This window comes from Bradyrhizobium sp. USDA 4472 (assembly GCF_054058595.1).
In genome coordinates, this window is record NZ_JBSSAM010000001.1 from 5,097,836 (window position 1) to 5,112,445 (window position 14,610).

The window sequence follows — 14,610 nt, forward strand, 5'->3', positions numbered from 1 at the left end:
AAAAAACGACCGCCCCGATGCTGTGGCGGCGTCTCCGCAGTCCGGCAGCGTGGAGCGAGACGGCCGACCTGTTCGCGATTCTGACGGTGGTCTCGCTGCCGTGGTCGACGTCGCTCACGGCGATCTTCAACGTGCTGTTCCTGGTCTGCCTGGTGCCGTTTCTCGACTGGACGGCATTCCTGCGATCGCTGACACGCCCGATCTGCGCGGCGCCGATCGCGCTGGTTCTGCTGGCGCTGGTGGGAACGCTGTGGTCGGACGCGGCGTGGGGGGCGCGTCTCTATGCGCTCAATCCGACGGTCAAGCTGCTGGTGCTGCCGGTGCTGCTCTATCATTTCGAGCGTTCGCCGCGCGGGCGCTGGATCTTCATCGCCTTCCTGGTCTCCTGTGCCCTGCTGTCGGTGATGTCGTGGCTGGTCGCCTTCTATCCCGATTTGACGCTCCGGCACGACCAACTCGAGCGCGGCATCTTCGTCAAGAACTACATCGACCAGAGCCAGGAATTCACGCTTTGCGCGGTCGCGCTCGCTTATCCGATCGTGCTGCTGCTGCGCCAGAAGCGCCACTGGCTTGCCGGATTGCTGACCGCACTGGCCCTGAGCTTCTTCGTCAACATGGCCTTCGTGGTGGTATCGCGCACCGCGCTGGTCACCATTCCGATCATGTTCGGCGTGTTCGCGCTGCTTCATTTGAGGTGGCGCAGCATCGCGCTGATCTCGATCGCCCTGGTCGCCGGGGCGGCGGTCGCCTGGCAGGCCTCGCCGCAATTGCGCAGGACCGCTGACACCTTTGTCAGCGACTACACCCGCTACAAGGAGAAGGGCGAGCCGACCTCGATTGGCCTGAGGCTCGAATTCTGGCGAAAATCCCTCGGCTTCTTCGCGGAGGCCCCGATCAAGGGGCACGGGACCGGTTCGACGCGCGGCCTGTTCGAGCAGGTCGCAACCCCGAGCGGCCAATACCTGGCGTCCGCCGAGGTGATCGGGAATCCGCACAACCAGACGCTGAACGTCGCCGTGCAATGGGGCGTCATCGGCATCGTCGTTCTCTACGCGATCTGGATCCTGCATTTGTTGTTGTTCCGCGGCGACGGACTGGCCTATTGGATCGGGCTGCTGGTCGTGGTGCAGAACATCTTCACCTCGCTGTTCAACTCCCATCTGTTCGATTTCCACGAGGGCTGGATGTACGTCATCGGCGTCGGGGTCGCCGGCGGCATGGTGATCCGGGCACAAGGAAAGGCGGCGAAGGTGGGGCAAGCCGGTTCCTGAACGGTCGCGCGGCCGGCAACCTCCGACTGGCAACTCTTGTTGCTAGAAAGTCTTGCCGAGATGGGCTATCAGCGCGGTCAGGTTGCACCCATCGGGATATTCATCGGTCGTCGGATGACGCGTCTTTCGCATCTCACATTGCGCAATTTTCTGATTGCACTCCACGACCTGCTGGCGACCACGGCGGCGCTGTTTGCGGCTTTCTACCTGCGTTTCGAGGGCGGCGAGGGTTTCTACGACCGTTTGCCGCTGCTGTTTCAGATCCTGCCCTATTTCCTCGCCTTCAGCGTGGTCGTGTTCTTCATCTTCAACCTGACCACGACGAAATGGCGGTTCATATCGCTGCCCGACGCGCTGAACATCATCCGCGTCGCGAGCGTGCTGACGGTTGCGCTGCTGGTGCTCGACTACGTCTTCGTCGCTCCCAACGTTCGCGGCGCCTTTTTCCTCGGCAAGGTGACGATCGTCCTCTACTGGTTCCTGGAGATCACCTCTCTCAGCGCGTTGCGTATGGCCTACCGCTATTTCCGCTACACGCGGGTGCGGCGCCATGCCCGCACCCAGGATGCCGCGCCGACGCTGCTGATCGGCCGCGCGGCCGATGCCGAGGTGCTTCTGCGCGGCATCGAGAGTGGCGCCATCAAGCGAATCTGGCCGGTCGGCGTGCTGTCGCCGTCGGGTTCCGATCGCGGCCAGTTCATCCGCAACGTGCCGGTGCTGGGCGACATTGACGACATCGAGGACATCGTCGCCGACTTCGCCAAGCGCAGCAAGCCGATCGCGCGCGTGGTGATGACGCCGTCGGCGTTCGAGCCGGAGGCCCATCCGGAATCGATCCTGATGCGCGCGCGCAAACTGGGTGTGATCGTCAACCGCATGCCCTCGCTGGAGAGCGGCGACGCGCCGCGGCTGACCGCGGTCGCGGTCGAGGATCTGCTGCTGCGGCCCAGCGAAAAGATCGACTATGCGCGCCTCGAGGGCTTGATCCGGGGCAAGGCCGTGATCGTCACCGGTGGCGGCGGATCGATCGGCTCGGAGATCTGCGAGCGCGTGGTCGCCTTCGGCGCCGCGCGCCTGCTGATCCTGGAGAATTCGGAGCCGGCGCTCTACGCGGTCACCGAGGCACTCGCTGCGCAGGACGCGGGGGCCACGATCGAAGGGCGGATCGCCGACATTCGCGATCGCGAGCGCGTCATGCGCCTGATGGCCGAGTTCAAGCCTGATATCGTGTTCCACGCGGCCGCGCTGAAGCACGTGCCGATCCTCGAGCGCGACTGGAGCGAGGGCGTCAAGACCAACATCTTCGGCTCGATCAACGTGGCCGACGCGGCGCTTGCCGCCGGCGCCGAAGCCATGGTGATGATCTCGACCGACAAGGCGATCGAGCCGGTGTCGATGCTCGGCCTCACCAAGCGTTTTGCCGAAATGTACTGCCAGGCGCTCGACCATGATCTTGCGACGGGCGGCGGCGCCAAGCCGCCGATGCGCCTGATCTCGGTCCGGTTCGGCAATGTGCTGGCCTCGAACGGCTCGGTGGTGCCGAAGTTCAAGGCCCAGATCGAGGCCGGCGGCCCGGTGACGGTGACCCATCCCGACATGGTCCGCTACTTCATGACCATCCGCGAGGCCTGCGACCTCGTCATCACCGCGGCAACGCATGCGCTCGGCACAGCGCGCGCGGACGTGTCGGTCTACGTCCTCAACATGGGGCAGCCGGTGAAGATCGTCGATCTCGCCGAACGCATGATCCGTCTCTCCGGCCTGCAGCCCGGCTACGACATCGAGATCGTGTTCACCGGCATGCGGCCGGGCGAGCGCCTGCACGAGATCCTGTTCGCCTCCGAAGAGCCGACCCGCGAGATCGGTGTCGCCGGCATCATGGCCGCACAGCCGAACGAGCCGCCGATGCAGACCCTGCGCAAGTGGATCGCGGCGCTCGACCAGGCGATCGCACGCGACGATCGGGCAACGATCAAGACCATCCTGAAGGATGCGGTCCCCGAATTCGGGTCGACCGCGGCCTGACGATGCAGCCGCAGGACAAGATCGCTGGCAAGATCGTCGTCGCGAGTCAGCACTATCCGCCGGATCCGAGCACGACCGCGGCCATCATGGCCGAGATCGCCTGCCGCCTTGTCACCGAGCACGATGTCGTCGTGCTCTCGGGCTCGCCCGGCGCGCTGCCGGGCTCACAGACCGGCCCGGGCAAGCCGCGCGTCATCACCATCAGGAACCGGATGGCGGGGAAGGCGGCGCTGGTCCGGCGCGGCCTGTCCGAGCTGCTGTTCGTGCTGCGCATCTTCATCGCGCTGTTGCGGCAGTTGCGGCGTGGCGACGTCGTCGTCACCGTCACCGCGCCGTTCATGCTGCCTTATGTGGTCGCGGCGGCTGCGTGGCTCAAAGGCGCGCGCTCGGCGCTGATCCTGCACGACCTCTTTCCCGACGTGCTGGTGATGGCCGGCCTGTTGAAGCCGCACTCGATCGTGACGGGCGCGATGCGCGCCGCCAACGGCCTGATGTTCCGCGCGCTCAATGCCGTCATCACCATCGGCCGCGATGCGGAAGCGCCGCTGCTCGGCTATTCCGGCATGACGCGGAGCAAGATCCGCTTCATCCCGAACTGGGCGACGCTCGTGCCCGCGGCGCGGCCGGTGACATCGGACAATCCGTTCCGCGAGCGGCTTAGGGCGCGCTTCATCGTCGGGCTATCAGGCAATCTCGGCTTCACCCATGATCCCGACATCGTGTTCGAGGCGGCGCGCCTGCTGAGGGATGAACCGAATATCGGCTTCCTGCTCTCCGGCTGGGGCATCGGCTTCGAACGGCTGAAGCAATTGCAGGCCGAAGCCAACCTGCCCAACGTCGCCTTCGTGGCGCGGGTCGAGGATGCGGAGCTCGAGGCATTCCTGGCTGCGGCCGACCTCTGGATTATTCCCTACCGGAAGGACGTGGCGGGGGTGTCGGTGCCCAGCCGTTTCTATAATCTGCTGGCGGTCGGCCGCCCGGTCGTGCTGGTTTCGGAGCCTGAGGCCGAGGCCGCCCTGACGGTGGTCGAGAGCGGGCTCGGCTGGGTGGTGACACCGGGCCGGGCCGATCAGCTCGCAGACGCGATCCGGGCGGCGTCCCGTTCCGATGACGACGCCATGGCCGCGCGGGCGGTGAAGGCGGCCTCGAGGTTCGATCGCAGCGTTGCGATGAATGCCTATGCGGGCGTGATCAACGAGCTGTTGCGCAACCCTGTTCTTTCGGAGCAACCATGAGCGCGCGAAAACCGGTCGTGTTGGTAACGGGGGCGAGCGGCTTCGTCGGCCGCCACGTTGCGCCGACGCTCGCGGGCGAAGGTTGGTCGGTCCGGCGCGCGGTCCGCAGGCCGGGGGGCATGGACAACGAGGTCGTGATCAAATCGATCGGCCCCGATACCGATTGGACGGCCGCGCTGGACGGCGTCGATGCCGTCGTTCACCTCGCCGCCCGCGTGCATCACAAGTACGAGGAGCACGCGGTCCAGCTCTACCGCAACGTCAACATCGCCGGCACGCTGCACCTGGCACGCTCCGCCGCGATGGCGGGCGTGCGCCACTTCATCTTCATCAGCACCGTTCTCGTCCATGGCCGGAGCAACGAGGGCCGGGCCCCGTTCAGCGAGGACGACATCCTGACGCCGCGCGGCCTCTATGGCATGTCCAAGGCCGCGGCCGAGGCGGGCCTGAGGACGCTGGCGCGCGACAGCAACATGAAGATCTCGGTGATCAGGCCGCCGCTGGTCTACGGCGCGGGTGCCAAGGGCAATTTCGCGTTGCTGTCCCGCGCGGTGAATTTGGGACTGCCGCTGCCCTTTGCCGCGATCCACAACCATCGTGCCTTCCTGGCCGTGCAGAACCTCTCGTCCTTCATCCAGCGCCGGCTCGCGCAAGGCGACCACGCGAGCAATTTCGAGATATTCCTGGTGGCCGACCGGGAGCAGGTCTCGACGCCGGAATTTGTCGAGCGTCTGGCGAGGGCGTCCGGCAAGAGTCCCCGTTTGTTCGGGATGTCGCCGAAGCTGCTGAGCTCCCTGCTCGTCATGCTCGGTCGGCAGGAAACGCATGACAGTCTGATCGGCTCGCTCGAGCTCGACGTCTCCAAGGCGATCGCAACGGGATGGCAGCCAGCGGTGTCGCTCGACGAGGGCTTGCAGCTGGCGCTGGCGGCTCAGGACGCCTGAGGGCGGGAGAACCGCCGCAGCACGACAGCGACGGCGATCGCGCCGGCGAGCAGGGCGAGCAGCGTGACCGTCGTCGAGCCGGCGTGAACGCTGAGGATGGCCAGCGCCGCCAGCAAGAGATTGAGCACGAACGCCTCGCCGATCACGCGCGGGACGCTGAAGCCGTTGTCGGTCGCGCGCTGGTAGAAGTGCGAGCGGTGCGCCGACCAGAATTGTTCGCGCCGTGCGATCCGGCGGAACAGCGTGATGGTGGAATCCGCGAGGTAGTAGGCCGGCAGCAGCAGCGCCGCGGCCGGTTGTCCCTGCCAGGCAAGCTCAAGCAGGCACCAGCCGAGCAGAAGGCCGATCGGCAGGCTGCCGACATCGCCGAGAAAGACTTTTGCGACCGGTTTGTTGAACGGCGCAAAGCCGAGCATTGCGCCGCAGAGTGCCGCTGCGAGCAGTACGGCCGGCCAGGACAAGTCCCCGAGCAGTCCGAGCAGCAACAGTGCGGCGCTGATTGGCACCATTTCGGCGACCGTCATCAGGTCCAGCCCGTCCATGAAGTTGACGAGGTTCACGAACCAGACACCGGCGAGCACGATCAGGCCGCGCTCCAGCGCCAGCGGCAGGGCAGGCACGATGCGCGCAGCGTCAGGCGCGGTGAACACGACAGCGCCGACGCAAGCGGCCTGCAGCACGAGCCGCACCAGCACCGGCAGCGAGACTATGTCGTCGGCGAACCCGACCAGCGCGATGATGATTGTTGCAATCACCAGCGCCGGCGGGATGGCAACGTTCGCCCATACCGCCCATCCGGAAGCGACGACGAGCGTCGCCGCGATCACCGCGATGCCCGCGCCTTGCGGGGTGGGGATACGATGCGAGGAACGCGCATTCGGCCGCGCCAATGCGTAGCGCTGCAGCAGGGGGCGGCTGATCCAGGTGATGAGCGCCGAGATCAGCGCGGCGATCGCGACGGCAAGCAGCGACGGCGCGATTGGAAGCGCGTTCACTCCGGGACCCCGAGCTGCGCCGAGCCCTGTGCGGCCTTCTCCGCGCTGAGGATCCAGACCAGGCCGCCGACGGCCCCGACGATGAAGAAAACCGCGCCGAATAGCAGGGAGACGTTGACGCCTTCGTTTGCGGCCAACCCGGCGAAGCCGAAGGCCAGGCCCATGCTCGCCTCGCGCACGCCCCAGCCGGCGATCGAGATCGGCATCAGCGTGATCAGCATCACGGGCGGCACCAGCAGGAAGACCTGCGCGAAGCTGACGGGCGCGTCGATCGACTTCACCACGCACCAGGCGATGACGACCGCGAGCACGTGAACCAGCAGCGACAGGATTGCGAGCATCGGTCCACGCCCGGGATTGAAGATCACGCGGTTGGCGATCACGGCGCAGGCGTGGAGGTGGTGAGTGGCCCACCACGTCTTCAGCCACCGCCACTTCAGCGCGCCGAAGATCAAGAAGCCGATGCCGCCCGCGAGTGCAGCGAAGTCGACGAGCAGCAGCGCCGAGCGGCCGCTGGAATCGGTGATGAGCTGATAGCTCCAGGGCAGGCTTGCGACGATCAGGACGGCGAGCGCGACGAGGCCGATCGCGCGATCGACGAAGATCGAATAGGTCGCCGCGCGCCACCCGGCGCCGGCACGCGCGACCAGCCACAGCCGGACCGCGTCGCCACCGATCGCGGACGGCAGGGTCTGGTTGAAGAAGGAACCGATCACGTTATAGCGCATGGCGCGGCCGAGCTCGAGCGGCGCTCCGCATGCGGCGCTGACCTCGCGCCACCGCAACACGCCGACGAAGATCTGCAGGAACGCCACCGCGATCGCCACGCCGATCCAGAACAGGCTGGTGGCCGTGAAGCGCGAGACCAGCTCGGTCAGGTCGACCTTGCGCAGCGCCAGATAGAGCAGCGCCGCAGAGATCAGGATTTTAGCCGTCGACAGCAGGATTCTGCGCATCTCGCCCGCATTGAACTGGGTTGGCGTAGGTTGAAGTTCACCCGACGCCGGGCGCCGAATTCGGCCGCTTTGGTATGGTTTTGGCGCCGATCTTGCAATAGCGCTGATGAAAATGGGCGCTGATGAAAATGGGCGCTGATGAAAAGGGCGCTGATGAAAGGGCGCCCATGGAAGCGGTTGTGAACGTCTGAGGGCTATTGCGCCCCCTCGATACCGGCTAAACTGGCCGCGGCGGGTCGGGCTTGGTGATCGCTTGGGAACAGGATGACGGATCAGGCGATTTTGGTCACGGGGGCGGCCGGTTTCATCGGCTTTCATGTTGCCCGCCAGCTGCTGGCGGAGGGGCGGGCGGTGGTCGGCCTCGACAATCTGAACAGCTATTACGATCCAGCGTTGAAACGGGCGCGTCTGGGGCTGCTCGGGAACGAGTCCCGCTTCTCCTTCGTGCAGGCTGATCTCGCCGACCGCGAGACGATGGCGGCGCTGTTTGCACGGCATCGCTTTGCGGAGGTCGTGCATCTCGCCGCCCAGGCCGGCGTGCGCTATTCGATCGAGCATCCGCAGAGTTACGTCGAATCCAATCTGCAGGGCTTTCTCAACGTGCTCGAAGGCTGCCGCAACAACGGCTGTCGTCATCTCGTCTACGCCTCGTCATCGTCCGTGTATGGCGCCAACACGAAACTGCCATTTTCCGAGCGGGACCGGACCGATCATCCCGTCAGCTTCTACGCCGCGAGCAAGAAGGCGAACGAGGTGATGGCGCAGTCCTACAGCCATCTGTACCGGCTGCCGGTGACGGGCTTGCGGTTTTTTACCATCTACGGTCCCTGGGGACGGCCTGATATGGCCATGTTTCTGTTCGTAAACGCCATCATGGCTGGCAAGCCGATCAGGCTTTTCAACCATGGCAGGATGCGCCGCGACTTCACCTATATCGACGACGTCACCCGTGTCGTATCCAAACTGATCGATCTCGTTCCTGTGGACGATCCGGCTGCCGCAAATGCGCCGTCTAAAGTCTACAATGTCGGAAATCACCGCCCCGAAGAGCTGATGCATGTCGTCGAGCTTCTGGAGCGGGAGCTGGGTCGGACGGCGATCAAAGAATTGCTGCCGATGCAGGCTGGAGATGTGGTGGAAACGTTCGCGGATGTCGAGGATTTGATGCGCGACACCGGCTTTGCACCGTCAACGCCGATCGAGCGCGGGGTCCACAATTTTGTCACCTGGTACCGCGACCACTACAAGGTTTGAAACGAAGATGGACAAACGCATTATCCCCCTGATCATGTGCGGCGGCGCCGGCACGCGGTTGTGGCCGGCTTCGCGTGAGGTGCGCCCGAAGCAGTTCCTGCCGCTGTTCGGGTCGCGCTCGACCTTCCAGGACGCGCTCTTGCGCGTCTCCGACGCCGCGCTGTTCGACCGCCCTGTCGTCATCACCAACGCCGCCTACCGCTTCATGGTGTTGGAGCAACTCGCCGAGATCGGTATCGAGGCCGACGTGATCCTCGAGCCGATGCGCCGCGACTCCGGTCCTGCGATCGGCGCTGGCGCGGCGTTTGCGCAAGCCCGCAGGAGTGAAGCGATCGTGCTCGCGCTCGCCGCCGACCACGTGGTCCGGGACAACGCCGCCTTCGTCGCGGCCTGCCGCGAAGGCCTCGCGGCCGCGAGCAAGGAACGCATCGTCACCTTCGGCGTCAAGCCGGAGCGGCCGGCGACGGAATACGGCTATATCAGCCCGGGCGAGGTGATATCAGGCGAGGTTCACGCCGTGGCGCGCTTCGTCGAGAAGCCGGATGCGGTGAAGGCCGCGGATTACGTCAATTCGGGCTATCTCTGGAACAGCGGCAACTTCATGTTTCCGGCCGCCTTGCTGCTCGACGAATATCGCAGGGTGGACGCGGCGAGCGTGGAGGCGGTGTCCAATGCGGTGACCAGCGCGGGGCGCGATCTCGGCTTCGTCACGCTGGAGCCTGAGGCGTTCGGCGCGGCCAAGGCGATCTCGATCGACTACGCCGTGATGGAAAAGACTTCGCGCGCGGCTGTCGTGCCGGTGTCCTGCGGTTGGTCCGACGTCGGCTCCTGGCGCGCGGTGTGGGAATTGTCCGACAAGGACGCGCAAGGCAATGCGGCGCACGGCGCCGCCGTGTTCGAGAATTCGCGCAACTGCAACGTCACGACCGATCACGCGCTGGTCGCGCTCGAAGGCGTCGACGATCTCGTCGTGGTCGCGACCGCGGATGCGGTTCTGGTCTCGCGCCAGCAGGATGCCGACGGCCTGAAGCGTCTCGTGACCAAGCTGAAGGCGGTCGCGCCCAAGGTCACCGAGGAGCATCTGAAGGTGCATCGCCCCTGGGGCAGCTACCAGTCGGTCGACAATGGCGAGCGCCACCAGGTCAAGCGCATCGTGGTGAAACCGGGCGGGCGATTGTCGTTGCAGAAGCACCACCACCGTGCCGAGCACTGGATCGTGGTCCGAGGTGCTGCGCGTGTCACCGTGAACGAGACCGTGAAGACCGTGCACGAGAACGAATCCATCTACATCCCGATGGGCGCGGTGCACCGGATGGAGAACCCCGGCAAGATCATGCTGGAACTGATCGAGGTCCAGACCGGATCCTATCTCGGGGAAGACGACATCATCCGGATTGAAGACGACTATCAAAGGTCGTAACCAGCAAACTCCGAATCACGCGATCCGGGCTCCAAAAACCCGCTTCTGGCGGCTAAGGCCCGGAGAACGTGTAATTTTTTGAATCAAATCGTGTCCGGTCAGTCAGGCCGACATTCGCCACATCTGTGGCACCCGTGCTAGAAGCGCCCGGGGATTTGCGTTGAATCGGGGTTCGATCAGATGAGTTCCATGGGATCACAGCCGGCAAGGGCCGGCTTGCGCGTCGGTGTGATCGGCGCCGGCGTGATGGGCAGCAACCACGCGCGCGTGCTGAGCGGCCTGCCCGGCGTCAGCCTGGTCGGCGTGGTCGATCCTTCGCCGGCTCATCGCGCGCGCGCGACCGAGCTTGCCGGATGCAACAGCTTTGAGACGCTCGACCAGCTCCTTGCCGAGGGCGTCGAAGCCGTCACCATCGCGGCGCCGACCCATCTGCATCACGAGGTCGCGCTCGCCTGTATCGCCAAGAATATCCACGTGCTGGTCGAGAAGCCGATCGCCTCGACGGTGGAAGAGGGCCGCGACATCGTCGCCGCCGCGCAAAAGGCCGGCGTCACGCTCATGGTCGGCCATGTCGAGCGCTTCAATCCGGCGGTCGCCGCCGTGAAGCAGGCGATCGCGGGCGAGGACATTCTCTCGATCGCGATCACGCGCGTCGGTCCGTTCCCCCCGCGCATGTCCAATGTCGGCGTCGTCATTGATCTGGCCGTGCACGACATCGACCTGATCCGCTGGTTCACCGAATCCGACATCGTCGACGTGCAGCCGCAGCTGTCGAGCGCGGTCGCCGAACGCGAGGACATCGCGCTGCTGCAATTCCGCACCGCCAGCGGTGTGCTCGCGCACATCAACACCAACTGGCTGACGCCGTTCAAGGCGCGCAGCGTCACGGTCGCGACCCGCGGCAAATACGTGATGGGCGATCTCCTGACGCGCCAGGTCACCGAATGCTTCGGCTTCAAGCCCGACGGCAGCTATTCGATGCGGCACCTGCCGGTCGGCCATGACGAGCCGCTGCGGGCCGAGCTGATCGCCTTCCTCAAGGCCGTGCGTAACGGCGAGACGCCGGCGGTCACCGGCGACGAGGGCGTCGCCAGCCTCGAGATCGCGACGCAATGCCTCGAGGCGCCCTCACGGCCCGCGGCCACATCGCCCGCCAGCAAGGCGCCGCGCCGCGTCGCCGGCTAAAACCCTTTCCATGTCGATCATTGAAGAAGGCGCCATGAACCAGCATCTTCGTTCCGAACCCATTCCCTTCATCGACGTCGCCTCGCAGCGCGTCCGGCTCGGCGCCTCGCTCGATGCAGCCGTCAAGCGCGTGATGGACCATTGCCAGTTCGTCAATGGCCCCGAGGTTTTCGAGCTTGAAAAGCAGCTTGCGGCCTATTGCGGCGCCAAGCATGTCGTCAGCTGCTCCAACGGCACCGATGCGCTTCTGATGGTGCTGATGGCGAAAAATGTCGGGCCAGGCGATGCCGTGCTGTGTCCCTCCTTCACCTTCATTGCGACTGCATCGCCGGCGGCACGCACCGGCGCGACGCCTGTGTATGTCGACGTCGACGAGACGACCTTCAACATGAGCCCGGAATCGCTCAGGCGCGGCATTGCGGCCGCGCGCAAGGCCGGATTGAAGCCGGTCGCGGTGATTCCGGTCGATCTGTTCGGCCAGCCCGCCGACCACGATGCCATCGCCGAGATCGCCGCGGACGAAGGCCTGTTCATCATCGATGACGCCGCGCAAGGTTTCGGCGCCAGCTACAAGGGTCGCAAGCTCGGCACCTTCGGGCTCGCCACCACGACCAGCTTCTTTCCCGCAAAGCCGCTCGGTTGCTTCGGCGACGGCGGTGCGATTCTGACCGATGACGACGAGCTCGCAGCGACGCTGCGCAGCATCCGCGTGCACGGGCAGGGCGTCGACAAATACGACAATGTCCGCCTCGGCCTGACCGGCCGGCTCGACACCATGCAGGCCGCGATCCTGATCGAGAAGCTGAAGATTTTCGACGACGAGATCGCCGCCCGCAACAAGGTCGCGGAGCGTTACGCACGCGGTCTGTCCAACGTGGTCACGGTGCCGCGCCTCAGCCCCGGCAATACCTCGGTCTGGGCGCAGTACACGATCCGCTTGCCCAAAGGCACCGACCGCGACGGCTTCGCCGCGGCGCTGAAGGCCCAGGGCGTGCCGACCGCGGTCTATTACGGCAAGTCGATGCATCAGCAGTCCGCCTACAAGCAATATCCAATCGCCGAGGGTGGCCTGCCTATTTGCGAGACCCTGTCGCAGGACGTCATCAGCCTGCCGATGCACGCTTATTTGACCGAAGCCGATCAGGAGCGGGTCATCGCCGCCGTCCGCGGCGCGCTCGCGGGGTGAGTTTGGTTCGCTCTCCCGCTTGCGGAGAGGTCGGATCCCGCAAGCGATCCGGGTGAGGGTTCTCTCCTCTGGGGGGATCTTCGTCGCCGAGACACCCTCTCCCCAACCCTCCCCCGCAAGCGGGGGAGGGAGCAAACCTCCGCCGTGGTTGGCACCTAGACCTAATCGCGCCATGCTCTAAAACAGACGCATGCTCGGACGCATCTTCACCGTTGGTGGTTACACGCTGCTCTCGCGGCTGACGGGATTTGCCCGCGACATCATGCTCGCGGCCATCCTCGGCGCGGGTCCGGTGGCCGATGCCTTTTTCGTGGCGCTGCGGCTGCCCAATCATTTCCGCGCGATCTTTGCCGAGGGCGCCTTCAACGCCGCCTGGGTGCCGGCCTATGCCCACGTCCATGGCGAGCGCGGGGAGGGGGCGGCACGGCTGTTCGCCGATCGCATCTTCACGCTGCTGCTGGCCTCCCAAGTGGTGCTGCTGATCGTCGCGTGGTTGTTCATGCCGCAGGCCATGAGCATTTTGGCGCCGGGCTTTAGTGAGGATGCCGAGCAGCGCAAGCTCGCGATCGAGCTGACCCGGATCACCTTTCCCTATCTGCTGCTGATCACGCTGGTGACGCTCTACGGCGGCATGCTCAACGTGATGCAGCGCTTTGCCAGCGCGGCTGCCGCGTCGATCTTCCTCAACGTCGCGATGATGATGACGCTGGCGCTTGCCGCCTGGTTTCCGACCGCGGGCCACGCCGCGGCCTGGGGCGTGCTGATCTCGGGCTTCCTGCAGTATTTCCTGCTCGCCGGCGATCTCGCGCGTCATGGCGGCCTGCCGCGCTTTGCGCCGCTCAAGCTCGACGAGGATGTCCGCGCTTTCTTTGGGGCGCTCGGGCCGGCGACGCTGGGTTCGATGGGCACGCAGGTCGCATTGTTCGCCGACACCATCATCGCGACCTTCCTGCCGGCCGGCGCGCTGTCGGCGCTGTACTACGCCGATCGTCTCAATCAATTGCCGATCGGCGTGATCGGCATCGCCATCGGCACGGTGCTGCTCCCGGAGATGTCGAAACGGATCACCGCCAACGACCATGACGGCGCGATGAAGGCGCAGCGCCGCGCCTTCGATTTCACGCTGCTGTTCTCGATCCCCTTCGTGGCCGCCTTCCTCACCGTGCCCGACGAGATCATGCGCGCGCTGTTCGCCCGCGGCGCGTTCTCCAAGGCCGATGCGGTTGCCGCCGGGGGCACGCTCGCGGCCTACGCCATCGGCCTGATCCCCTTCGTGCTGATCCGCAGCGCGGTCGCGACCTTCTATGCCCGCAAGGATACCGCGACGCCGGTTCGCGCGTCGCTGACCGGCATCGCCGTCAACGTCGCTCTGAAAGTTGCCTTGATGGGCTCGCTCGCCCAGATCGGCCTCGCGCTGGCAACCGCCGTCGGCGTCTGGACCAATCTGCTGCTGGTGCTGTTCTTCGCCGTGCGGCGCGGCTTTCTCGTGCTCGATCGCGCCTGGCTGATGTCGCTCGGCAAATTCCTGCTGACCGGGATCGTGCTCGCCGCCGCCTTTTGGCTGATCGCGCGCGTCAGCGGGGCATCGCTCGGCGCGATGCGCTTCCACGATGAGGTGACGCTGGTGCTGCTCGCCATCGGGGGCACGATCGTCTATGCCCTCGCCATCCTCGTGCTGTTCGGCCGTAGTTGGCTGGTCTCGCTGGTGCGCGGCTAGTCGCGAGCGAATGGCAAAGCGCCGGCCCGGGGCGTTTGGTCGCTGATCGGGCCGTTCTGCGCGATCAAGGATTGGCTGCCCCCGGTGGGTCAGTGCATCGAGGACGGCAAGGCGCCATCGACGCGCATTCTCGTCACGAAGGACGGGAAGGCCGCTTTCGTCGAGACGCAAGTTGCTCGGACTGAAGCCGAGTACAGCTACTCCTACAAGTTTCTGACGAGCCCTCTTCCCGTCTCGAACCACACCGCAACGATCAAGGTGACAAGCCAATGGCTCTTCCGCCGTGACCTGGAACGGCTATACTCCCGAGCGAGGGCAGGAGAAGGCCGCCAGCGATGCGTTGCTCGGGGTCTATGAAGCGGGCCTCGCTGAAATCCAGACAAGGTTCGCGAAACAGGGCCGAAGCTTCGGACGTCCAACCG

The 14,610-nt window shown here is 65.4% G+C and carries 12 protein-coding genes; 10 read left to right on the top strand and 2 right to left on the bottom strand.

Going from position 1 to position 14,610, the window contains the following annotated elements; genetic code table 11:
- The first annotated feature begins 17 nt into the window (after positions 1 to 17).
- The 4 genes from ACVWZ4_RS23710 (at position 18) to ACVWZ4_RS23725 (ending at position 5,475) form a co-directional block, all read left to right on the top strand.
- Positions 18 to 1,271 (top strand): O-antigen ligase family protein, encoded by a 1,254-nt coding sequence (locus ACVWZ4_RS23710; protein ID WP_456705332.1) that lies wholly within the window; start codon positions 18 to 20, stop codon positions 1,269 to 1,271.
- A 114-nt stretch (positions 1,272 to 1,385) separates the two neighbouring features.
- Positions 1,386 to 3,296, top strand: coding sequence for an SDR family NAD(P)-dependent oxidoreductase (locus ACVWZ4_RS23715; protein WP_456704595.1), 1,911 nt, complete (start codon positions 1,386 to 1,388; stop codon positions 3,294 to 3,296).
- 2 nt (positions 3,297 to 3,298) lie between these two features.
- Complete coding sequence (locus tag ACVWZ4_RS23720; protein ID WP_456741340.1) at positions 3,299 to 4,531, top strand: glycosyltransferase family 4 protein; 1,233 nt, start codon at positions 3,299 to 3,301, stop codon at positions 4,529 to 4,531.
- Positions 4,528 to 5,475 (top strand): NAD-dependent epimerase/dehydratase family protein, encoded by a 948-nt coding sequence (locus ACVWZ4_RS23725; protein ID WP_456741341.1) that lies wholly within the window; start codon positions 4,528 to 4,530, stop codon positions 5,473 to 5,475. The genes ACVWZ4_RS23720 and ACVWZ4_RS23725 overlap by 4 nt, the downstream gene beginning before the upstream one ends.
- Here the strand turns inward: ACVWZ4_RS23725 and ACVWZ4_RS23730 are convergent.
- The gene (locus tag ACVWZ4_RS23730; RefSeq protein ID WP_456735712.1) at positions 5,463 to 6,470 is read right to left on the bottom strand and encodes an MraY family glycosyltransferase; all 1,008 of its coding nucleotides are present in this window, start codon (positions 6,468 to 6,470) and stop codon (positions 5,463 to 5,465) included. The two genes, ACVWZ4_RS23725 and ACVWZ4_RS23730, sit on opposite strands and share 13 nt — an antisense overlap.
- On the bottom strand, positions 6,467 to 7,426 hold the full coding sequence (locus ACVWZ4_RS23735; protein WP_456704591.1) for a lysylphosphatidylglycerol synthase transmembrane domain-containing protein: 960 nt from the start codon (positions 7,424 to 7,426) through the stop codon (positions 6,467 to 6,469). The genes ACVWZ4_RS23730 and ACVWZ4_RS23735 overlap by 4 nt, the downstream gene beginning before the upstream one ends.
- Positions 7,427 to 7,690: 264 nt before the next feature.
- Between ACVWZ4_RS23735 and ACVWZ4_RS23740 the strand changes: the two genes are divergently transcribed.
- The 6 genes from ACVWZ4_RS23740 (at position 7,691) to ACVWZ4_RS23765 (ending at position 14,545) form a co-directional block, all read left to right on the top strand.
- The gene (locus ACVWZ4_RS23740) at positions 7,691 to 8,680 is read left to right on the top strand and encodes an NAD-dependent epimerase (RefSeq protein WP_456735711.1); all 990 of its coding nucleotides are present in this window, start codon (positions 7,691 to 7,693) and stop codon (positions 8,678 to 8,680) included.
- Positions 8,681 to 8,687: 7 nt separating this feature from the next.
- Positions 8,688 to 10,100: a mannose-1-phosphate guanylyltransferase/mannose-6-phosphate isomerase gene (locus ACVWZ4_RS23745; RefSeq protein WP_456741342.1), complete on the top strand. Its 1,413-nt coding sequence runs from the start codon at positions 8,688 to 8,690 to the stop codon at positions 10,098 to 10,100.
- A gap of 180 nt (positions 10,101 to 10,280) precedes the next feature.
- Positions 10,281 to 11,285: a Gfo/Idh/MocA family oxidoreductase gene (locus ACVWZ4_RS23750; protein WP_456704588.1), complete on the top strand. Its 1,005-nt coding sequence runs from the start codon at positions 10,281 to 10,283 to the stop codon at positions 11,283 to 11,285.
- Positions 11,286 to 11,319: 34 nt separating this feature from the next.
- Positions 11,320 to 12,471: a DegT/DnrJ/EryC1/StrS family aminotransferase gene (locus tag ACVWZ4_RS23755; RefSeq protein WP_456704587.1), complete on the top strand. Its 1,152-nt coding sequence runs from the start codon at positions 11,320 to 11,322 to the stop codon at positions 12,469 to 12,471.
- A gap of 190 nt (positions 12,472 to 12,661) precedes the next feature.
- Positions 12,662 to 14,188, top strand: a complete 1,527-nt coding sequence (gene murJ / locus ACVWZ4_RS23760) for a murein biosynthesis integral membrane protein MurJ (RefSeq protein WP_456741343.1) — start codon at positions 12,662 to 12,664, stop codon at positions 14,186 to 14,188.
- 75 nt (positions 14,189 to 14,263) lie between these two features.
- The gene (locus ACVWZ4_RS23765) at positions 14,264 to 14,545 is read left to right on the top strand and encodes a hypothetical protein (RefSeq protein WP_456742259.1); all 282 of its coding nucleotides are present in this window, start codon (positions 14,264 to 14,266) and stop codon (positions 14,543 to 14,545) included.
- The last annotated feature ends 65 nt before the right edge of the window (positions 14,546 to 14,610 follow it).

Excerpts from the sequence above, each read along its gene's own strand:
- ACVWZ4_RS23710 (WP_456705332.1), top strand. The coding sequence starts at position 18 with ATGCTGTGGCGGCGTCTCCGCAGTCCGGCAGCGTGGAGCGAGACGGCC.
- ACVWZ4_RS23740 (WP_456735711.1), top strand. The coding sequence starts at position 7,691 with ATGACGGATCAGGCGATTTTGGTCACGGGGGCGGCCGGTTTCATCGGC.
- ACVWZ4_RS23755 (WP_456704587.1), top strand. The coding sequence starts at position 11,320 with ATGAACCAGCATCTTCGTTCCGAACCCATTCCCTTCATCGACGTCGCC.
- ACVWZ4_RS23735 (WP_456704591.1), bottom strand. The coding sequence starts at position 7,426 with ATGCGCAGAATCCTGCTGTCGACGGCTAAAATCCTGATCTCTGCGGCG.
- ACVWZ4_RS23720 (WP_456741340.1), top strand. The coding sequence starts at position 3,299 with ATGCAGCCGCAGGACAAGATCGCTGGCAAGATCGTCGTCGCGAGTCAG.
- ACVWZ4_RS23715 (WP_456704595.1), top strand. The coding sequence starts at position 1,386 with ATGACGCGTCTTTCGCATCTCACATTGCGCAATTTTCTGATTGCACTC.
- ACVWZ4_RS23750 (WP_456704588.1), top strand. The coding sequence starts at position 10,281 with ATGAGTTCCATGGGATCACAGCCGGCAAGGGCCGGCTTGCGCGTCGGT.
- ACVWZ4_RS23725 (WP_456741341.1), top strand. The coding sequence starts at position 4,528 with ATGAGCGCGCGAAAACCGGTCGTGTTGGTAACGGGGGCGAGCGGCTTC.
- ACVWZ4_RS23745 (WP_456741342.1), top strand. The coding sequence starts at position 8,688 with ATGGACAAACGCATTATCCCCCTGATCATGTGCGGCGGCGCCGGCACG.
- murJ (WP_456741343.1), top strand. The coding sequence starts at position 12,662 with ATGCTCGGACGCATCTTCACCGTTGGTGGTTACACGCTGCTCTCGCGG.